The organism is Pseudomonas sp. NFACC32-1 (genome assembly GCF_900101215.1).
Classification (GTDB): Bacteria; Pseudomonadota; Gammaproteobacteria; order Pseudomonadales; family Pseudomonadaceae; genus Aquipseudomonas.
Map to the genome: position 1 here is coordinate 518,832 of NZ_FMUL01000001.1, position 19,106 is coordinate 537,937.

Annotated in this window: 18 protein-coding genes and 1 pseudogene; 6 read left to right on the forward strand and 13 right to left on the reverse strand. The window is 63.2% G+C overall.

Annotated elements, in window-relative coordinates:
• Positions 1-188: pseudogene (locus BLP99_RS02285) on the reverse strand (phage infection protein); the annotation flags it as partial.
• A gap of 198 nt (positions 189-386) precedes the next feature.
• Between BLP99_RS02285 and BLP99_RS02290 the strand changes: the two are divergent.
• On the forward strand, positions 387-1,013 hold the full coding sequence (locus tag BLP99_RS02290) for a glutathione S-transferase family protein (RefSeq protein WP_072394160.1): 627 nt from the start codon (positions 387-389) through the stop codon (positions 1,011-1,013).
• A 41-nt stretch (positions 1,014-1,054) separates the two neighbouring features.
• Here the strand turns inward: BLP99_RS02290 and BLP99_RS02295 are convergent, their stop codons facing one another.
• The 5 genes from BLP99_RS02295 to BLP99_RS02315 all read right to left on the reverse strand — a co-directional run bounded on the left by BLP99_RS02295 (position 1,055) and on the right by BLP99_RS02315 (position 5,010).
• Entirely contained in the window at positions 1,055-1,591 is a 537-nt protein-coding gene (locus tag BLP99_RS02295) for a PqiC family protein (RefSeq protein WP_072430416.1), read from the reverse strand.
• Positions 1,592-1,608: 17 nt separating this feature from the next.
• Positions 1,609-3,267 (reverse strand): PqiB family protein, encoded by a 1,659-nt coding sequence (locus BLP99_RS02300; protein WP_072394166.1) that lies wholly within the window; start codon positions 3,265-3,267, stop codon positions 1,609-1,611.
• Complete coding sequence (locus BLP99_RS02305; protein ID WP_072394169.1) at positions 3,248-3,877, reverse strand: paraquat-inducible protein A; 630 nt, start codon at positions 3,875-3,877, stop codon at positions 3,248-3,250. The genes BLP99_RS02300 and BLP99_RS02305 overlap by 20 nt, the downstream gene beginning before the upstream one ends.
• A gap of 26 nt (positions 3,878-3,903) precedes the next feature.
• Positions 3,904-4,500: a paraquat-inducible protein A gene (locus BLP99_RS02310; protein ID WP_072394182.1), complete on the reverse strand. Its 597-nt coding sequence runs from the start codon at positions 4,498-4,500 to the stop codon at positions 3,904-3,906.
• Positions 4,501-4,569: 69 nt separating this feature from the next.
• Positions 4,570-5,010, reverse strand: a complete 441-nt coding sequence (locus BLP99_RS02315) for a CBS domain-containing protein (RefSeq protein ID WP_053154498.1) — start codon at positions 5,008-5,010, stop codon at positions 4,570-4,572.
• Positions 5,011-5,252: 242 nt separating this feature from the next.
• Here BLP99_RS02315 and BLP99_RS02320 point away from each other — a divergent pair, with 242 nt between their 5' ends.
• Positions 5,253-7,616, forward strand: coding sequence for a DNA polymerase II (locus tag BLP99_RS02320; protein WP_072394184.1), 2,364 nt, complete (start codon positions 5,253-5,255; stop codon positions 7,614-7,616).
• 44 nt (positions 7,617-7,660) lie between these two features.
• Here BLP99_RS02320 and BLP99_RS02325 read toward each other — a convergent pair whose 3' ends face one another.
• From BLP99_RS02325 to BLP99_RS02350, 6 genes are all read right to left on the reverse strand, one after another.
• Entirely contained in the window at positions 7,661-9,169 is a 1,509-nt protein-coding gene (locus BLP99_RS02325; protein WP_072394187.1) for a tripartite tricarboxylate transporter permease, read from the reverse strand.
• Between the two features lie 23 nt (positions 9,170-9,192).
• Positions 9,193-9,684: a tripartite tricarboxylate transporter TctB family protein gene (locus BLP99_RS02330; protein WP_072394190.1), complete on the reverse strand. Its 492-nt coding sequence runs from the start codon at positions 9,682-9,684 to the stop codon at positions 9,193-9,195.
• Position 9,685: 1 nt separating this feature from the next.
• Complete coding sequence (locus tag BLP99_RS02335) at positions 9,686-10,657, reverse strand: Bug family tripartite tricarboxylate transporter substrate binding protein (RefSeq protein ID WP_072394194.1); 972 nt, start codon at positions 10,655-10,657, stop codon at positions 9,686-9,688.
• Positions 10,658-10,754: 97 nt separating this feature from the next.
• The gene (locus BLP99_RS02340; protein WP_092179600.1) at positions 10,755-11,693 is read right to left on the reverse strand and encodes an AEC family transporter; all 939 of its coding nucleotides are present in this window, start codon (positions 11,691-11,693) and stop codon (positions 10,755-10,757) included.
• Positions 11,694-11,783: 90 nt separating this feature from the next.
• Positions 11,784-12,605: an aldo/keto reductase gene (locus BLP99_RS02345; RefSeq protein ID WP_072394200.1), complete on the reverse strand. Its 822-nt coding sequence runs from the start codon at positions 12,603-12,605 to the stop codon at positions 11,784-11,786.
• Between the two features lie 152 nt (positions 12,606-12,757).
• Entirely contained in the window at positions 12,758-13,909 is a 1,152-nt protein-coding gene (locus tag BLP99_RS02350) for an aldose epimerase family protein (RefSeq protein ID WP_072394203.1), read from the reverse strand.
• A 315-nt stretch (positions 13,910-14,224) separates the two neighbouring features.
• On the opposite strand from BLP99_RS02350, the gene BLP99_RS02355 reads away from it, so the two are divergent.
• The 3 genes from BLP99_RS02355 to BLP99_RS02365 all read left to right on the forward strand — a co-directional run bounded on the left by BLP99_RS02355 (position 14,225) and on the right by BLP99_RS02365 (position 16,632).
• Positions 14,225-14,950: a hypothetical protein gene (locus BLP99_RS02355; protein ID WP_231991149.1), complete on the forward strand. Its 726-nt coding sequence runs from the start codon at positions 14,225-14,227 to the stop codon at positions 14,948-14,950.
• Between the two features lie 102 nt (positions 14,951-15,052).
• Positions 15,053-15,838 carry a sulfite exporter TauE/SafE family protein gene (locus BLP99_RS02360; protein WP_072394210.1) on the forward strand — a complete coding sequence of 262 codons (786 nt, stop codon included), beginning with the start codon at positions 15,053-15,055 and terminating at the stop codon, positions 15,836-15,838.
• A 254-nt stretch (positions 15,839-16,092) separates the two neighbouring features.
• Positions 16,093-16,632 (forward strand): DUF4174 domain-containing protein, encoded by a 540-nt coding sequence (locus tag BLP99_RS02365; RefSeq protein WP_072394213.1) that lies wholly within the window; start codon positions 16,093-16,095, stop codon positions 16,630-16,632.
• 173 nt (positions 16,633-16,805) lie between these two features.
• Here the strand turns inward: BLP99_RS02365 and ampC are convergent, their stop codons facing one another.
• On the reverse strand, positions 16,806-17,954 hold the full coding sequence (gene ampC, locus BLP99_RS02370; RefSeq protein WP_092179602.1) for a class C beta-lactamase: 1,149 nt from the start codon (positions 17,952-17,954) through the stop codon (positions 16,806-16,808).
• A 269-nt stretch (positions 17,955-18,223) separates the two neighbouring features.
• Here ampC and BLP99_RS02375 point away from each other — a divergent pair, with 269 nt between their 5' ends.
• A complete protein-coding gene (locus BLP99_RS02375; protein ID WP_072394216.1) occupies positions 18,224-19,102 on the forward strand; it encodes a Dyp-type peroxidase in 879 nt (292 codons plus the stop codon).
• The last annotated feature ends 4 nt before the right edge of the window (positions 19,103-19,106 follow it).

The window sequence follows — 19,106 nt, forward strand, 5'->3', positions numbered from 1 at the left end:
TCGATCAGGCGGTCGGAGCCACCTTCGGCGACGCGGTTCTCGATCAGGCGGTCGGAACCACCTTCGGCAACGCGGTTTTCAATCAGTCGATCAGAGCCGCCTTCGGCAACGATCGGGTGGGAAGAGGCGGCGAATGCGTTGGCTGCCAGGACCGAAAAAGCGAGGCTGAGGATGACTTGGCGTTTCATGATGGTGTGCTCCGGGGGTGCAGTGGGTTGGTGTGGAGCCATTGTTGCGCCGGGCAATCATCAAGAGAACTTCATTGACATGATGGTGAACATCGATGGCGGTGATACCTGGCGGTTGGATAGGCAGGTCGTCCGCGAGGTGGAACATCCCATGACCCGAAATGCTCTATCGACTGAACCCTTCCAGGAGGCAGGCTCATGTATCAGTTATTCGGCCACAGACAATCCGGTTCCTCGGCCGTGGAAGTCGCGTTGAACCTGTGTGGCGTGCCTTATCGGCGGATCGATGCCTATTCGACCGAAGACAACGAGGCGACAAAGCGACTCGAGGCGTTGAACCCACAGAAACAGGTGCCCACCCTGCAATTGCCGGATGGCTCGGTGCTGACCGAGGCTGCGGCGATTCTGATTCACCTGGGGCTGACCTTTGCGGACTCGAAGCTGCTGCCCCAGGAGCCGATGGCGCGTGCTCAAGCCATACGGGGCCTGGTCTATATCGCCGCCAATTGCTACACGCCCATTGGCATCATCGATTTCCCGCAGCGTTGGCTCACCGAAGCGGACGAGGCGACCCGGCAGCAATTGGTGACGGGCACCCGCCAACGCCTGTATCGCAACTGGGCGCTGTTTGCCGACCAGTTTGCGGCGCAGCCGTACTTCAGCGGTGCCGAGCCGGGGGCACTGGACATTCTTGCCGCAGTCATCACCAAGTGGGTCGGAACGCGGGAGGCCATGCGCGACATGCGACCTGAGTTCCATGGGGTACTTGAGCGCATCGACCAGCATCCGCGCATTGCGCCGGTACTGTCGTTGCACTGGCCGTAAGAAAGCAGGCTTGCGGCCCGGGAACCAGGCGCTTCATCCGCTCATGGGCAGGCTTGGAGGTTCACCGCCCGCACGACCAGGTCGACGAATTGGCGGATGTTGTTCTGGTGGGCAATCACCAGATCGTCGATGGTGTTTCCCGCAGGGGTCTGCAGGGAGCTGCGGCAGATGAGCGCAGGGTTCTCGTTGCCTGGGCTGCGCAAGCGCCATTGCACATCCATTCGGGCGTATTGGCCAGGAATCGAATCGAAGCGTTGCACGTCCACCCGCAGCAGTCCCTTGGGCGCGCCAGGGTTGCTCAACTGTTCCTCCAGGCTGCTGCGCAACTCGTCCGCCAGGCTGGCCCCCCACCATTCGGTTTCCAGGATCGCCAGCCCGCTGTTGCCCTGGCGAATGACCATCTGGGTGCGATCCACCTGGGGCGGAACGCTGACCTGTTCGAGGCGGATATCCACCTGGGCGTGCCGTTGGCTCATCGGCTGGGCCGGGCTCAGCGTGTGGTAATGAACCGGGTCGCTGCGACAGGCACCGAGCAGCAGCGCCACGGCAACCACGGTGAGTTTCAGCATCGACGGCATGGGGCGGGCTCCTGTAGTCATTCGTTCACCGGCAACCTGAGGTTCTGCGCCGGGGCATCCTTGGGACGGCCGCGCAGCAGCGATTCGGGGTGGCGGCTCAGGTAGTCGGACAGTTCACGCAGCGAGCGTGACATGCGCCCCAGGTCGTCCAGGGTCTGGGTCAGTTGCTCGCGTTGCGGCGAATCCTCGGCCAGGGTGGAGTTGGCCGATTGCAGGGTCTTGCTCACGTCCTGCAAGGTGTTCTGCACGCTTGGCAAGGTCTTGCTGTTGAACTGGGCCAGGCCTTTGCGCAGTTCCACCAGGTTGCCATCCAGGTTGCTGGCGATGCTTTCCAGCGGCAACTTGTCGATCCGTTCGACCACCGACTGCAGTTGTTCCTGCAATTGCTGCAGGCTGCCGGGGATGGTGGGGATGCGGATCGGACGGGCGGAAGGGTCGAACGCGACTTTTTCGGCCTTGGGGTAGAAATCCAGCGAGATGTACAACTGCCCGGTCAGCAAATTGCCGCTGCGGGCCTGGGCGCGCAGCCCTCGTTCGACGAAGCTGCCCATCAGGCGGGCTGATGCGGCTTCGTCCTCGGGGTTGTGATTGAGTGCCTTGAGCAGCTTCTCGTGGGCTTTGCCCAGGCGCTGGGGATAGATCACCACGCCGACGTTGATGGGAAAGCTGCGCTGCTTCTCGTCGAAATCCAGGTTGATGGCGACCACCCGGCCAACCTCCACGCCAAGGAATTCGACCGGCGCGTTGACCCGCAGGCCGCGCAGCGCCTGGTCGAAGCGCAGGGCCAGGTATTGTGGCTTGCCACTGGGCGGCGCCAGGGCGCTTTGCTGGTCGGCGAACAGCTCGAAGTTCTTGTTTTCGGCGGCCGGCGTATCGTTGGGGCTGTATTCGGGAGCCCTGAAGGCGATGCCTCCTACCAGCAATGCCGAGAGCGACTCGGTCCTGACGGCGAAGCCGTTGGCGCCCACGTTCAGGTCAACGCCGCTGACATTCCAGAACCGGGTGTTTTCGGTGACGTAGGCGTCGTTCGGCGCATTGATGAACACCTCGATGTCGACGCCCTTGCCTTCGGCGTCCAGGGCGTAGGACACCACCTGGCCCACCGGGATCTTGCGCAGGTACACCGGCGAGCCGATGTCCAGGGAACCGAGGTCCTGGGAGTGCAGGGTGAAACGCTTGCCCGGTTCGCCGTAGGTGATCGGTGGCGGTGCCTCCAGACCGATGAACGACTTGGCGCGCACTTTCGAATGACCCGCGTCGGCCCCGATGAAATCCCCGGACAGCAAGGTGTCTATCCCGGAAATGCCGCCCGCACCGATCCGCGGCCGTACGACCCAGAACACCGAGTCTTCGTGGGTGAAGGTCTCGGCTGTCTTGTTGAGCTTGACCGTGGCGGTGACATTTTTCTGGTCTTCGCTCAGTTGCACATCGGTGACCTGGCCGATGACCACGTTGCGGTATTTCACCGGGGTCTTGTTGGCGGTCAGGCCTTCGCCGGTCTTGAAGGTGATGGTGATGGTCGGGCCTTCCTGCAGCCAGTTATGGACCACCAGCGATACCCCCACCAGCACTGCGATGATCGGCACGATCCAGACCAGCGACACCGACCAGCGTCGGGTGGTGACATGGCCGCGGCCCGGTGCCGGCGTCTGTCCGTCAGTGACTTGCGACTTCATCCATGGCCTCCTCGTTCGATGGGGTATCCCAGATCAGCCGCGGGTCGAAACTCATGGCCGACAGCATGGTAAACAGCACCACGAGGCCGAAGAACAGGATCCCCGGTCGCGGTTCGATATCGCTCAAGGCCTGGAACTTCACCAGCGCGGCCACCAACGCCACCACCAGCACATCGAGCATGGACCAGTAGCCGATGACTTCCACCAGGCGGTACAGCTTGGCCCGCTGCACCTGGGCCCAGTCGCTGCGTCGTTGCACGGTGACCAGCAGCAGCGTGAGCACCACGAACTTGATACCCGGCACGGCGATGCTGGCAATGAAGATGATCAGGGCAATGTCCCAGGCACCGCTGTGCCAGAACTCGATGACACCGCTGATGATCGTGCTGTCGGCACCGTCCCCGAGCATCCGGGTATTCATCACCGGCAGCATGTTGGCCGGAATATAGAACACCATCGCTGCCAGCATATAGGCCCAGGTGCGGGTGAGGGCGTCGGGTTTGCGTCGATGCAGGACGGCATCGCAACGCGGGCAGCGCTCGGGCTCGTCGCTCATGTCGCAGGCCAGGCCGCAGCCGTGGCACAGGCACAGGTTCAGGTCGGCCGCCATGGGCGGTGTCTGACGTGGTGCGCCGTTCACAGGCTGTCCCACAGGTCGCGGACATCGCGACCGGCGATCCGGATGATCAACAGGCTCAGGGCCGCCAGGGCGAACAGGCCGATGCCGGGTAACACATCCAGTATCCCGGCGAGCTTGATCACCGCCACCAGCGCACCCAGCAGGCAGACCTCGAGCATGCTCCATGGCCGCAAGGTTTCCAGGCCGCGCATGCACAGGTTGAAACCGGGCGCCCGTCGATTGGCATGGGCGTAGCCCAGTACCCAGAGCAAAAGCGCCAACTGGAAGGCCGGGGCGACGATGATCGCCACCGCCGTCACCAGGGCGATGAAGGCAATCGGTCCCTGGCTCAGGGCTACGATGGAGTCCCACAGGGTAGCGCTGTTGCTCAGGCCCTGGAGACGAATGCTCATCACCGGATAGATGTTGGCGAACGCCCACAGCACCGCCGCCGTGATGCTCAAGGCCAGGCGTTTTTCGACGGTCAGGCTGTTGTAGCGCTGGATCACCGCGCCACATCGCACGCACGAGGCTTTCTGGTGCGCGACGAGCACCACCGGCTCGTATACCGCATCGCAATGTTCGCAGATGATCAATCGCTGGGTATCGGCCATCGGGATGCTCGGCAGAAATTCTCTAGACTATAGATGGTCATCGAGCACGAGCAACCCGCAAGGCCGAAGTCATTCGCCGCGAATGTACTGTTCCAGCTGGCGAATCAGATCGGCCTGTTCGGCAATGGCTTCCTTGACCAGGTCGCCGATGGAGAGCAGGCCGACGAGCTTGCCATCCTCCACCACCGGCAAGTGCCGCAGGTGCTTCTCGGTCATGATGCTCAGGCAGGTCTCGACGTTCTGGTGCGGGTCGATGGTGATCACGGGCGACACCATGATCTCGCTCACCCGGGTGCCCACCGATGAGCGGCCATGCAGGACCATTTTGCGCGCATAGTCGCGCTCGCTGATGATGCCCAGCACTTCGTCGTTCTTCACCACCAGCAAGGCGCCGACATTCTTTTCGGCCATGCGCATCAGGGCCTGCAACACCATGTCGTCCGGGGAGACGGTGTGTACTTGCTGGTTCTTCTCGTCTTTCATCCGGAGCAACTGTGCGACGGTTTTCATGGCGGGCCTCGGGTGTTGTTCTTGTGCGGGTAATGGGGTTCGGAAAAGTTGCGCGGGCACTTTTCGTTCAGTGCTTAAAGAATCGTAGACCCAACGACGCAGAGCAAGCGATAAAGCGGCGGCCAATCGTCCAAAAGCGTCATGGCCGGTGAATTCGCCTGTCCTTGCGCCATTGTGGCGAGGGGATAAATCCCCTCGCCACAGGTAGAATCCGGCTACACGCATGATTCGAGGTTGCAGCGGTGGATTTACAGCAGGGCTTCGTCCTGACCCGGCATTGGCGCGATACCCCGGCCGGCACCGAAGTCGAGTTCTGGCTGGCGACCGACGCCGGCCCCCGGCGCGTGCGCCTGGCGATGCAGCCGTCGGTGGCGTTCGTGCCGCAGGTCCAGGGGGGGCAGGCGCAAGCGCTGCTGCAGGGAGAGAAGGACGTCGAATTGCGCCCTCTCGATCTGCTGGATTTCGAGCATCGCCCGGTGCTGGGCCTGTATTGCCGGCAACACGCCCAGTTGATGCGGCTCGATACCACCCTGCGTCGTGCCGGCGTGGAGGTGTTCGAGGCCGACATCCGGCCGCCGGAGCGCTACCTGATGGAGCGCTTCATCACCGCGCCGGTCTGGTTCGGCGGCACGCCGAGTGCCGACGGCCTGCTGCTCGATGCGCAGATGAAGCCGGCCGCGCAATACCGTCCCACCTTGCGCCTGGTGTCCCTGGACATCGAAACCACCGCCCAGGGCGAGCTCTATTCCATCGCGCTGCAAGGCTGCGGCGAACGACAGGTGTACATGCTCGGCCCGCCCAATGGCGATGACAGTGGCGTGGACTTCCAGCTTGAATACTGCGAGTCCCGCACGCTGCTGCTCAAGAGGCTCAATGACTGGTTCGCTCGCTTCGACCCCGACGCGATCATCGGCTGGAACCTGGTGCAGTTCGATCTTCGTGTGTTGCATGAGCATGCCCGGCGGCTGGCCGTGCCGTTGCGCCTGGGGCGAGGCGGGGAAGAGATGCAATGGCGCGAACACGGTGCGCGCAACAATCACTTCTTTGCCTCGGCGGCCGGACGACTGATCATCGACGGCATCGAGTCCCTGCGTTCGGCGACCTGGAGTTTCCCCTCGTTCAGCCTGGAAAATGTCGCCCAGACGCTGTTGGGGGAGGGCAAGTCCATCGATAACCCCTATCAGCGCATGGACGAGATCAATCGCATGTTCGCCGAGGACAAACCGGCCCTGGCCCGCTACAACCTCAAGGACTGCGAGCTGGTGACGCGGATTTTCGCCAGGACCGAACTGCTCAAGTTCCTGCTGGAGCGCGCCAGCGTCACCGGCCTGCCGGCGGATCGCAGCGGCGGTTCGGTGGCGGCCTTCACGCACTTGTACATGCCGCTGATGCACCGCCAGGGGTTCGTTGCGCCGAATCTTGGCCAGCGTCCGCCCGAGGCCAGTCCGGGCGGCTTCGTGATGGATTCCCAGCCGGGACTCTATGAGTCGGTCCTGGTGCTGGACTACAAGAGCCTGTATCCGTCGATCATCCGCACCTTCCTCATCGACCCGGTGGGCTTGATCGAAGGCCTGCGCCACCCCGACGATAGCGAGTCGGTCCCGGGCTTTCGCGGCGCCCGGTTCTCGCGCACCCGCCATTGCCTGCCGTCCATCGTGGCGCGGGTCGCCGAAGGCCGGGAAACCGCCAAGCGCGAACACAACGCGCCGTTGTCCCAGGCCTTGAAGATCATCATGAACGCTTTCTACGGGGTGCTCGGTTCCAGTGGCTGTCGCTTCTTCGATCCGCGGCTGGCCTCGTCCATTACCTTGCGCGGCCACCAGATCATGCAGCAGACCCGGCAGTTGATCGAAGCCCGAGGGCATGTGGTGATCTACGGTGATACCGATTCCACCTTCGTCTGGCTGCGCCGTGCCCACGATCAGGAGGAGGCGACCAGCATCGGCCGGGAACTGGTGGCCTACGTCAACCAGTGGTGGCAAGCGCATGTGCGTGAGACGTTCGGCCTGGAGAGTGCGCTGGAGCTGCAGTTCGAAACCCATTTCAAGCGTTTCCTCATGCCCACGATCCGCGGGGCCGAGGAGGGCAGCAAGAAACGCTACGCCGGTCTGGTGACCCGCGCCGACGGCAGCGACGAGATCGTCTACAAGGGGCTGGAGGCCGTGCGCACCGACTGGTCGCCCCTGGCCCGGCAATTCCAGCAAGAGTTGTACGAGCGGATTTTCCACCGCAAGCCGTATCAGGACTACGTGCGCGATTATGTCCAGCGCACGCTGGCCGGGGCGTTCGATGACCGGCTGGTCTACCGCAAGCGCCTGCGCCGCCCCCTGGACGACTACGAGCGCAATGTCCCGCCCCACGTTCGGGCCGCCCGCATCGCCGACGAGTATAACGAGCGCCAGGGCCGTCCGCGGCAATACCAGAGCGGCGGCTGGATCAGCTATGTCATCACCGTTGCCGGTCCCGAGCCCCTGGAGACCCGTAGCGCGCCCATCGATTACGACCACTACGTGACCAAGCAACTGCAACCGGTGGCGGATGCGATCCTGCCGTTCGTGGGGGATGACTTCATGACCCTGGTGGGCGGGCAGATGGGGCTGTTCTGAGCAGACTGCCCGGACGATGCGGATTCGCGAATCGACACGACATCTCAGTCGTCCTCATGCAAGCGGATGCCGCGCATGTGCAGCAGGTGAGGTACCGCCAGTACCAACAGGGTCAGGGCAAGGAAGGTGGCCGAAATGGGTTGAGTCAGGAACACCGTCCAGTCGCCCTGGCTGATGGACAGCGCGTTGCGCAGCTGTTTCTCGGCCATCGGCCCCAGCAGCATGCCGACGATGACCGGCGCCACGGGAAAATCGAAACGCCGCATCAGCACCCCGCCCCAACCGATCGCCAGCATCAGCAGCAGGTCGAACGAGGAATGACGCATGCCGTACACGCCGATGGAGGCGAATACCAGGATGCCCGCGTTGAGATAAGGCCGGGGAATCTGCAACAGCTTGACCCACAGCCCCACCAGGGGAAGGTTGAGCACCAGCAGGATCAGGTTGCCGATGTACAGCGACGCCACCAGTGTCCAGACCAGCTCACCGGACGTCTGGAACAGCATCGGGCCCGGCTGCAGGTTGTAGTTCTGGAACGCTGCCAGCAATATCGCCGCGGTGGCCGAGGTGGGGATGCCCAGCGTCAGCAGGGGAACCAGCGAACCCGTGGCGCTGGCGTTGTTGGCCGCTTCGGGGCCGGCCACGCCCTCGATGGCGCCCTGGCCCTTGCTGGCGGCGAAATCCTGCGGATGCTTGCTCAACTTGCGTTCCGCCGAATAGGACAGGAAGGTAGGGATTTCCGCGCCCCCGGCCGGGATGGAACCAAAGGGAAAGCCGATCAGGGTTCCCCTGATCCAGGCGGGGACGGAGCGTTTCCAGTCGGCCCGGGTCATCCACAACGATGTCATGCGGTGCCGCCCTGCGGACTCTTCCTGTTGATAGAGCAGGCTGTACAAGGCTTCGGCCACGGCGAACAGGCCAACCGCCACCAGGACCACTTCGATGCCATCGACCAGTTCGGGCACACCCAGGGTGTAGCGGGCGATGCCCGAGGTCGAGTCCAGGCCGATCAGGCCGATGGTCAGGCCGATGCCCAGCGACGCGAAACCTCGCAGCATCGACGCACCCAGGACCGCCGATACCGTGGTGAACGACAGCACCAGGATGGCGAAATACTCCGCCGGCCCGAATCTCAGCGCCAGGGTTGCCACGACGGGGGCGAACAGGGTCAGCAACACGGTGGCGACGGTCCCGGCGAAGAACGAGCCGATGGCGGCCGTGGCCAGGGCGGGCCCCGCGCGCCCGTTGCGGGCCATGAGGTTGCCCTCCAGGGCGGTGATCATGGAGGACGACTCCCCCGGGGTATTGAGCAGGATGGAGGTGGTCGAGCCGCCGAACTGGGCGCCGTAGTAGATCCCGGCGAACATGATCAAGGCCCCGGTAGGGTCGACCTTGGCGGTAATCGGCAACAGCAGGGCCACCGTCAGCGCCGGTCCGATACCTGGCAGCACGCCGATGGCCGTGCCCAGCAGGCAGCCGATGAAACCCCATGCCAGGTTAACCGGGTCCAGCGCCGAAGCGAAACCCGAGGCCAGGCTCAAGAGAATATCCACGGCGTTATCTCCTTCGACTCAGGTCAGATCCAGGCGTTGACGAGGGGAGGCAGCGCGACCCCCAGCCCGGTGTTGAACAGCCAGTAGATCGGCAAGGTCAGGGCGATGCCGATGGCCAGGTCGCGCAAGGGATGCCGGCTGCCGAACCCACGGGCGGCGCAGGCGAACAGCAGGGCGGCGGCCAGTACGAAGCCGATGACATCGATGAGCAGCGCGATGGCCAGGATGCCGGCGGTCACCCAGGCCGCTCCCGGCTTTGCGCCGACCCGCGCACCGCTGGCCTTGCTGTCTGTCGACAGGTCACGAAAGCCCCCGGTGATCGCCTGGTAGCTCAGCAGCACCCCCACGCCGCCCAGGAAGGCGGCGACGGCGCAGGGATAGACGTGGGCCCCGAGGATGACGAAGCCCATTTCGGGGGGAAATCGCAAGGCGCCGATGGCCAGGACCGAGCCAATGGCAATCACGCCGAGGCCGATTGCCAGTTGAGCCGGCACAATCCCGTTCGGACGAGCCATGTCAGAGCAGCCCGACCTTGACCAGCATGGCGCGCAGGCGGGCATGCTCCTCATCGACGAATTTGCCGAATTCGTCGCCGGTCAGAATGCTCTGGGTCCAGGCGTTGGCCTTGATGTTCTCCTGCCAGATATTGCTGTGGGTGGCGGCCATGACCGCGTCGGTCACTTCCTGGCGCTGTGCCGGCGTCAGGTTTGCCGCGCCGTAGACACCGCGCCAGTTACCGATGACCACGTCATAGCCGTTCTCCTTGAGGGTGGGGGCATCGATGCCTTCTACGCGGTTGGGGGCGCCAATGGCCAGCAAGCGGAACTGCTTGGACTGCACGTACTTGGCCAGCTCGGCGTACCCGCCGGTGATCACCGTGATATGTCCGCCCAAGGTGGCGGCAACCACTTCGCCGCCACCGGCGTAGGCGACGTAGTTCACCTGGTTGACCGGGACGTCCATCTTGCCGGCCAGTTCCGCGATGCCGATGTGGTCGATGGAGCCCTTGGAGCCGCCGCCCCACTTGATGCTGGAAGGGTTGGCCTTGAAGTCCTTGAGCAGGTCTGCGAGGTTTTTGTAGGGCGAGTCCTGGCGGACGGCAAGCACGTTGTACTCCGTGAACAGCCGGGCGATGGGGGTCACATCCTTGAGGGTGATCTGGGGCTTGTTCTGCTCCACGGCCGTGACCATGATCGCGCCCACCACCAGCAGGGCGTTGGGGTCACCCTTGCTGCCGTTGGCGAACTGCGCCAGGCCCAGGGTGCCACCGGCGCCCCCCTTGTTTTCGAAGGTGACGGATTTGGCGCTTTTGGCCTCGACCAGGGCCTTGCCGAGAATCCGTGCGGTCTGGTCGTAGCCCCCGCCCACGGAGCCAGGGGCCATGAACTTGACGGTGTCCAGCGCAAGGGCCGGTGTGGCGAGCGTGGTGACGCCAAGGGCTGCGGCAATGCAGATGCAACGGCTGAATCGACGGACTGTCGTGAACATGAATTTCTCCCCAGACTATTGTTTTTGTGAGTACCGGTAAGTCCAGCCTAGCAGCGCCGCCGGATTTCGGAGGGGAGTCATGAAACCTGTTGCGAAGTCAGCCGTTGCCTGTCACCCAGGGCGAAAGGGTGAGCACCGCGACCGGCAGGGCAAGGGCGGCGATCAGTGTCTGGCCGGCGATGATGCCGGCCATCAATGGGGCATCACCGCCCATTTGCCGGGCCATGATGTAGGACGAGGAGGCGGTCGGCAGCGACTGGAACAGCAACACGGCAATCGCTGCGTCGCCCTGCAGGCCAACCAGGCGGCACGCGATCAGGGTCACGGCCGGCATGATGATGAATTTGGTGAACGAGGACATGCCGATGGGCTTGAGCCAGGCCCGGGCCGTTTTCAGTTCCAGGGCGGCCCCGACACACAGCAGGCCCAGCGGCAGCGAGGCCTGGCCGAGCGCCTTGAGCACGGCGTCCGCTCCCGGCGGGAGCCCCGTACCGGTGCCTTGCAGAAGGGTGCCCGCCGCGCACGCCAGTATCAGCGGGTTCGTCGCCAACTGCCTGGCCACCCGCTTCAGCGGTAGCCGTCCGCCTGGGCCAAAACGGGCGAAGATCAGTACGCAGAGGATATTCACCGTCGGTACGATCGCCGCATTCGCCACCGCCGCCAAGGCAATGCCCGAGGTGCCGAACAAACCTGCCGCCGCAGAGACCCCGACATAGTTGTTGAAGCGCACGCCACCCTGGAACACCGAGGTAAAGGCCGCGTCAGTGCCTTGGAACAGGCGCCTCGAACCCGCCAGCAGCATCGCTACCGTGACAGTCGACACCACCAGCGCCACGAACATCTCGCGTACCGGCACCTCGCTCAGTTGAGCGGTGGCAAGGCCATGGACGAACAGCGATGGCAACAAGACGTAGTAACCCAGGCGTTCGGCCTGCGGCCAGAAACTGTCGGCCAGGAAGCCCGATTGCCTGAGCCAGGCCCCCAGGGCGATCAACAGTGCGATGGGAAACAGGGCGAGCAGCAACGCTAACGTCATCTTGCATCCACCGGTCAGTCAGGAAAAGGAACAGGTGCGGTAATGTTCCTTCGAAAGAGGATCAATGAAAATTGCGTCCAGAGCCTGGCTTCAAACCATCGCCAGCCGTTGCTTGCCTCGGGGTTGCGCAAAGATCAGGTCGAGGGCGGCGAAGTCCTGGGGTTCGAGCCTCAGGTTCGCCGCTTCGGCGTTCAGGCGCACGTGTTCCGATTGCACGGCCTTGGGGATGGCGATGACGTTGTCCTGGCGCAGTAACCAGGCCAGGGCAACCTGGGCCGGGGTTGCCCCATGACGCTCGGCGATCTGCGCCAGGGTGTGGTCCTTGAGCAGACGTCCGCCCTGGCCGACCGGGCAGTACGCCATGATCGGCATGGATGATCGCTGGCACCAGGGCAGCAGGTCGTATTCGATGCCGCGTTCTTGCAGGTTGTACAGCACTTGATTGGTGGCGCAGGCAGGGGAGGCCAGTTCCTCAAGGTCCGCGACGTCGAAGTTCGATACGCCCCAGCGGCCGATCTTGCCTTCCTCGCGCAGGCGTTCGAAGGCCTCGACGGTCTCTTCCAGTGGATACTGGCCGCGCCAGTGCAGCAGGTAGAGGTCGATGTAGTCGGTGTCGAGCCGCCGCAGGCTGCGTTCGCAGGCGAGGGGGATCCCCTTGCGGCTGGCGTTGTGTGGGTAGACCTTGCTCACCAGGAACACCTGGTCCCGCAGGCCGGTGATCGCTTCGCCCACCACCGTCTCGGCGCCACCCTCGGCATACATTTCCGCTGTGTCGATCAGGGTCATGCCCAGCTCGATGCCCAGGCGCAGGGCCGCGACCTCCTTCTTGTGCTGGGACGGCTCCTCTCCCATGCGCCAGGTGCCTTGGCCGATGACGGGTACCGACACGCCAGCCAACTCCAGAGTCTTCATGCCTGTCTCCTATGTGCTTGAACATCAGACGTGTGGCAGCAGGATAGACCAAGTGTTCTGGTGGATCGACGGGAGGCCTGCGCCATTCCCTTTCGCAGCGAGACTCGCCCCCACACGCCAGGCGGCGGATGTGGGAGCGATCGGGGGGCGGCTTACTTGGCGGAGAACTTCAGCACCATGGTCTGGGTGTAGGTCTGGCCCGGATCGAGCCGTGTCGAAGGGAAATTCGGCTGGTTGGGCGAGTCGGGGAAGTGCTGGGTTTCCAGGGTAAACGCGCCCCAATGCGGGTAGGTCTTGCCTTGCTTGCCCTTGACCGTGCCGTCGAGGAAGTTGCTGGTGTAGAACTGTACGCCAGGCTCGGTGGTATAGAGCTGCAGGCGCCGTCCCGATTGCGGGTCGTAGACATCGGCGGCCGGTTTGCTCACATCACCCTTGGCGTCCAGGACCCAGTTGAAGTCGAAGCCACCCTGTTTCGGTTCGGCGAACTTGAGCTGTGGATGGTCAGCCTTGATATGGGTGCCGATGGCGATGGGCTTGGTGAAGTCCATCGGGGTGCCTGCCACGGGGGCCAGTTCACCGGTAGGGATGAGCTTGCCGGTCACGGGCGTGTAATGGCTGGCGTGGAGTGTCGCCACCTGTTTGAGGATGTCGCCGTTTCCGGCCCCGGCGAGGTTGAAGTAGCTGTGGTTGGTCAGGTTCAGCACCGTGGGCTTGTCGGTGGTGGCCTGGTAGTCGATACGCAGTTCGTTCTGTTCGTTGAGGCTGTAGGTGACGTCGGTCTTCAGCGCGCCGGGGAAGCCCATCTCGCCATCGGCCGACAGGTACGTGAGGGTCACCCCCACCGAATCCTTGCCGTCATTGGGCACGGCCTTCCACACTCGTTTGTCGAAGCCTTGCGGCCCGCCGTGCAGGGAATTGCCATGGTCGTTCTGCGGTACCTGGTAACGCTTGCCGTCCAGCTCGAAGGCGCCATCGGCCAGGCGGTTGCCGAAGCGGCCGATGGTGGCGCCGAAATACACGCTGCCGTTTTTCTGATAACCCTGGACGTCGTCGAAACCGAGTACCACGTCGGCGGCCTTGCCGTTTTTGTCCGGTACGACCAGCGACTGGAGTATTGCGCCGTAGGTGATCACGGTGGCTTGCATGCCATGGCTGTTGCGCAGCACATACTTCTCGACCGGAGAGCCATCATCGGTCTTGCCGAACGGGCCGTGTTCATTGGTCAGGCCTGCGGCCTGGGAAGCAGGGGTGGCGATCATCAGAGCGACTCCGAGGGCCGTGAGCAAATGTCTGGATTCAAGCATGGTGAGACCTTCCTGTGGTTTTGTTGTTGTTTTGAACGCGTCGAGTCCGTTACTGGTCGGACAGCGCTGAAGGTTTTTCTGTTAAGTAGTCTTTCTATTTGCGTGCTGAGAGAGGATTTATAGCCATTAACCAGGATTTTTCAATTAAAAAGTAAGACTAATTAGGTGCGCGCAGCTTTCCTCGTACTGAGCTGATTTCGCCGGGCACCGCACTTTTATGATTTTTGCCGCTCTATCCATGGCCAGGAAGCGGCGAGCCCCACCGCCTCCCCATGCTCAGATCGAGATTCGATGGCCGGTGTTTTTTGCCCACTGATGGTCTTGCGACGTTGCTGCCCGGCGCTTCTGGTCGGTGCGCTGGCGTTGTCCAATGTCGGTTGCAGTCATCAGCAGGGGCAGGACATGGTCACGCAGTTCAGCAACACCAAGCCCCAGGAGTTTCTGCAGACCAGCGTCGATCGCATGGCGACGCTGGCAATGCATGACAACCTGCAAAGTCTGTATCTGCTGATGAACAAGCTGTACCTGCGCAACCCTGAAGAATTGCGCAAGTCCGGCTTCCTTGACGCACGCAGCGCGGAAAAGCAGGTGCGCATGGCCATCGAGCAACAGCAGCCATTGCCGACCCTGGGTGGAAAGAAGGACCTGGCGGCCTTGAGCTATGCCATGAGCCCCGAGTTTCTCGGCGACCGGGTCGGCGCCTTCATCTACGCCATCGGCAGCATGCTGGTGACGGCCCATGGCAATCGGCTCGAGTTCTACATGACCGACACCATTGACCCGCGCTTTGTCAGCAACGCGGCGCGCAACATCGAAAAAGCCACCTGGCTGTTGAGCCAGCGGCAGGATAAAGATGGCAAATTGTTGCTGTTTTCCAACGAGATCTCGGAGGAGGGCAGCAACCTGAGTTTCGCTGTGGAGTTCGGGAAAATCGTCGCGCGCCTGGATTTGCTGACCCAAATGCTGGACGAGCGGTACCGGCGTATCGGCCTCAACTATGCCCAGAGCCTGCTGTTCCTCAATTTCCTACCGGTTCAATAGGTAGAAAAGGCATAAAGATAGATCACATCGATATAGGGGGTTATAAGAAAAATCGCTATGCTCGCGGCCAGATTTTTCACGCGGTTGCGCTGAGACGGGTTGATGGATTTCGGTAATGTCGGTTTAGTCGTAGCGGGCCTGGTGGTCGGCTTCATCGTCGGAATGACCGGCGTGGGTGGCGGTTCGCTGATGACCCCCATCCTGCTGTGGTTTGGTATCAACCCTGCGACTGCGGTGGGGACGGATCTGCTTTATGCGGCCATCACCAAGTCTGGCGGCGTCCTGGTTCACGCCAGGAACCGCAACATCGATTGGGCCATCACGGGCTGGCTGACGTTGGGCAGCGTGCCAGCGGTGGGCCTGACCCTGTGGTTTCTCAGCACCCTGCACAGTTCTCCCGATGCGATGAATGCGATCATCAAGCAGGCCCTTGGGTTCGTACTGTTCGCCACGGCCCTGGCGATTCTGTTCAAGAAGCGCCTGCTGCAATTCGCCCATGACCGCGCGGGCGGCCATTACCATCCCACCGGCTCGCGACTCAACCTGCTGACAGTCGTCACCGGCGTGGTGCTGGGCACGATGGTCGCGTTGACCTCCATCGGTGCCGGCGCCCTGGGTACCGTTGCCTTGTTCGTGCTTTACCCGTTCCTGGTGACCAGGCGCCTGGTGGGCACCGAAATCGCCCACGCCGTGCCACTGACCCTCGTCGCCGGCCTCGGCCATGCGAGCATGGGCAACATGGACTGGCACATCCTGGGCTTCCTGCTGGTTGGCTCGTTGCCCGGCATCTACCTTGGCAGTCATCTGTCGGGACGCATTTCCGACGAGCTGCTGCGCCCGTGCCTGGCGGTGATGCTGGCAATGATCGGGTTCAAACTGGCGTTCTGATCCGCCACCTGACCCAGGCGCACCCTCGACCCTTTTCGGTGGGCGCGCCTCGACCGTGAAAGCCGCTGCACATCCAGCATCTTCGCCGACTGGCCCACGATTTCAGCGGGCAAGCTCGCTCTGGTATCCCGGTTGCGCAATGGACCCGCTGGCCTAAGCTTCAAGGCAGACAGGCGCAGTATCGGGGGACTCTCTCGCGGAACATTCGCCGCCCTGTGCAATCAGTACAGCGTGAATATCAAAAGGAGAGGCGCATGCTCATTCGGTCGTTGACCTTCGCTACCTTGCTGGCCTTCGCCGGCCCCTTGTTCGCCGCCGATGGCGACTCGCCCCTGATGGCGGAGACAGGCAAAACCCGCCCGCTGATCGTCATCGCTCCCAGCACCGTCGACCCGACCTGGGTCAGCCTGAAAAAGGCCCTGGAGGAACCGGCAGGCAAGCAAGGCTTTTCCGAGCGCAACATGGTGCTTTACACCGTGCTCAACACAATAGGGCAGCGGGACGGCAAGGACCTGGACCCGCAGAGCACCATGGCCTTGATCCGTTCTCTGAAGTTGGGGGCCGGCGCCCAGACCAAGGTCATCCTGGTGGGCAAGGATGGGGAAAAGAAGCTTGAACATTCCGGGGCGATCGAGCTGAAAGACATCTTCGACACCGTCGACAAGCTGCCCGCGACCGAAAAGCAAGCCACGCCTCCCGCTCCACCTCCCGTCACCGAAGCCGCCCCGGCCAAGGATGCCAAAGGCACCAAGCCGGCCAAGGCAACGAAGGCGCCGAAGCCGCTGGAGGACTGATTTTCCGCTAGGCCGACCGCCCTTGTGGCGAAGGGATTGATCCCCGCTGGGCTGCACAGCAGCCCTGCCGAGCGGCCACCCCGATCTGCCTGATACACCAGGTTGCCATTCCAGGGCCGCTGCGCGCCGCAGCGGGGTAAATCCCCTCGCCACAGGGTAACTCGTGGCCCTCGTTATTGGCTGTCCAGTGCCGTCAGGATCCTATGGGCGGCTTTCACCCGTTCCTCGATGGGATAATTCTTGTTCGCCAGCAGCACGATGCCCATGTCCCTGCCCGGTACGAACGCCACGTAGGCGCCAAAGCCTCCCGTGGAACCGGTCTTGTTGATCCAGGCATTGTCCGGTGCGGGGCGAGGCGGTTGGAGCAACGTCGCCTTCTGCGGGGTGAGGGCCATCTGGGGAGAGTTGCCGGCCAGCAGCTGTTCCAGGCTGACCGGGTAAGGGTAGAACTCCCAGCCCAGGCCCTGGGTCATTCCACCAACCTGGTAGAAACCGGTATGGGTGGTGCCGATGGCCTGCTGCAGATCGGCGCCGAGTTTTTCCGGGTGCAGGTTGGCCTCGACGAAACGAATCAGGTCCGACGAACTGATCTTCACGCCATACGCTTCGGAATCCAGCGCGCCGGGCCCGACCCGGACAGGCTTGCCATCCTTCGCATATCCCTGGGCGTATCGGCCCGACTGTTGCGCGGGTACATGCAGATAACCATGCTTGAGGCCCAGCGCCGGCATCAGCACCTTCTCCATCGCCTCATCGAACGGCTGACCCAGGCTGCGGGCCGCCAGATAGCCGAACAGGCCGATGCTCGGGTTCGAATAGAGCCGCTGGGTACCGGCCGGGTAGAGTTGTTTCCAGGTCTTGAAATACCCGAACATCCGGTCCGGGCGGTCTGCATCGTCGGGAAACTGCAATGGCAACCCACCGGGTGTGTAGGTCGCGAGGTTGAGCAGGCTGGCATGTTCCAGGGCGCTGCCTTGCAGCTCCGGGGCATGGCGCCCGGCCGGGTCCGCCAGGGACAGCTTGCCCCGGGCCTGGGCATAGGCGCCAAGGGTCGCGGTGAAGGTCTTGCTGACCGAGCCGATTTCGAAGAGGGTCTGGTCGGTGACCGTCGCTTTCGTGTCCTTCGAGGCGACCCCGTAATTGAAGAAATGACGTTTGCCATCCTGGGTGATCGCCACCGCCATGCCGGCGATGTCCTGCTGTTTCATCAAGGGCTGGATAACCGCATTGACCGCGTCTTCGAGGCGTTCCTGGGCAAAGCCCTGGGGGACTGCGCCGATCAGCAGGAAAGTGCCGGCGAGTATCGATTTGGCCATTTGCATGTTCGACCGTTCTCCATGGGGGCGAGGGTTCAGCCGCTCTGCGTACGGCAGCCTGGTGCGTGACGCACTTGGGGGCGGTCAATCTAGGAAGTTTTTGGCTGCCGGGCAACCGGAGACTTGCTTGCCAGGCGAAGATCCGAGCCATCCGACGAAGTTGCAAGAGTGGTCCTACAGCAAACCTGTGTCGCCAGGGCGCGTCCGCGAGCCCACGCAACCACCACAAACCCACGGCCGCCGGGTAAACTCGCAGTCTTTCTAAAGGAGTCCACATGAGCTACTACCAGCCCGGCATTCTCGCCACCCCTGTCCCGCCTCAGGCCCGTCATTTGTTCTTCGCCCTGGAATCGGTCGAGGCGCTGCCGGCTGCGATCGATCGGTTGTCGCTGCAACTGGATGGCCGCGCGGTGATCGGCTTCGGCGAGTCGCTGGTCCAGGCGCTGGGTGCGCAGGTCGAAGGCTTGCGGGCGTTTCCTGCCCTGGCCGGCGTGGGCGTGGACAACCCATCGACCCAGCATGCCCTGTGGTGCTGGCTGCACGGCGAAGACCGCGGCGAATTGCTGCATCGCAGTCGCGCCATCGAAGCGGCGCTGGCCCCGGCGTTGCGCCTTGTGCAGATGAACGAAACCTTCCGCCACATGAGCGGCCATGACCTGACCGGCTACGAAGACGGCACCGAGAACCCCCATGACGAAGCCGCCGTTGCCGCGGCCCTGGTCCAGGGCGTCGATGGCGTGCGCGGCGGCAGTTTCGCCGCGATCCAGCAATGGCAGCATGATCTGGACGGTTTTGCCGCGATGCAGCCCCATGAGCGTGACAACATCATGGGACGCCGCCTGAGCGACAACGAGGAACTCGATGACGCGCCGGAGTCGGCCCACGTCAAACGCACCGCCCAGGAAAGCTTCACCCCGCAGGCGTTCGTCGTGCGTCGCTCCATGCCGTGGATCGAAGGCGATCGTGCCGGCCTGATGTTCCTGGCCTTCGGCTTTTCCCTCGACGCTTTCGAGGCGCAATTGCGCCGCATGAGCGGCCTGGAAGACGGCATCACCGATGGGCTGTATCGCATGAGCCGGCCGATCACCGGCGGCTACTACTGGTGCCCGCCGCTGCTGGACGGACACCTGGATCTGCGGGCGCTGGCCCGCTAAGCGG

Excerpts from the sequence above, each read along its gene's own strand:
- BLP99_RS02340 (WP_092179600.1), bottom strand. The coding sequence starts at position 11,693 with ATGACGTTAGCGTTGCTGCTCGCCCTGTTTCCCATCGCACTGTTGATC.
- BLP99_RS02365 (WP_072394213.1), top strand. The coding sequence starts at position 16,093 with ATGCTCATTCGGTCGTTGACCTTCGCTACCTTGCTGGCCTTCGCCGGC.
- ampC (WP_092179602.1), bottom strand. The coding sequence starts at position 17,954 with ATGCAAATGGCCAAATCGATACTCGCCGGCACTTTCCTGCTGATCGGC.
- BLP99_RS02345 (WP_072394200.1), bottom strand. The coding sequence starts at position 12,605 with ATGAAGACTCTGGAGTTGGCTGGCGTGTCGGTACCCGTCATCGGCCAA.
- BLP99_RS02350 (WP_072394203.1), bottom strand. The coding sequence starts at position 13,909 with ATGCTTGAATCCAGACATTTGCTCACGGCCCTCGGAGTCGCTCTGATG.
- BLP99_RS02335 (WP_072394194.1), bottom strand. The coding sequence starts at position 10,657 with ATGTTCACGACAGTCCGTCGATTCAGCCGTTGCATCTGCATTGCCGCA.
- BLP99_RS02290 (WP_072394160.1), top strand. The coding sequence starts at position 387 with ATGTATCAGTTATTCGGCCACAGACAATCCGGTTCCTCGGCCGTGGAA.
- BLP99_RS02310 (WP_072394182.1), bottom strand. The coding sequence starts at position 4,500 with ATGGCCGATACCCAGCGATTGATCATCTGCGAACATTGCGATGCGGTA.
- BLP99_RS02375 (WP_072394216.1), top strand. The coding sequence starts at position 18,224 with ATGAGCTACTACCAGCCCGGCATTCTCGCCACCCCTGTCCCGCCTCAG.
- BLP99_RS02295 (WP_072430416.1), bottom strand. The coding sequence starts at position 1,591 with ATGCCGTCGATGCTGAAACTCACCGTGGTTGCCGTGGCGCTGCTGCTC.
- BLP99_RS02315 (WP_053154498.1), bottom strand. The coding sequence starts at position 5,010 with ATGAAAACCGTCGCACAGTTGCTCCGGATGAAAGACGAGAAGAACCAG.
- BLP99_RS02360 (WP_072394210.1), top strand. The coding sequence starts at position 15,053 with ATGGATTTCGGTAATGTCGGTTTAGTCGTAGCGGGCCTGGTGGTCGGC.
- BLP99_RS02305 (WP_072394169.1), bottom strand. The coding sequence starts at position 3,877 with ATGGCGGCCGACCTGAACCTGTGCCTGTGCCACGGCTGCGGCCTGGCC.
- BLP99_RS02330 (WP_072394190.1), bottom strand. The coding sequence starts at position 9,684 with ATGGCTCGTCCGAACGGGATTGTGCCGGCTCAACTGGCAATCGGCCTC.
- BLP99_RS02300 (WP_072394166.1), bottom strand. The coding sequence starts at position 3,267 with ATGAAGTCGCAAGTCACTGACGGACAGACGCCGGCACCGGGCCGCGGC.
- BLP99_RS02355 (WP_231991149.1), top strand. The coding sequence starts at position 14,225 with ATGGTCTTGCGACGTTGCTGCCCGGCGCTTCTGGTCGGTGCGCTGGCG.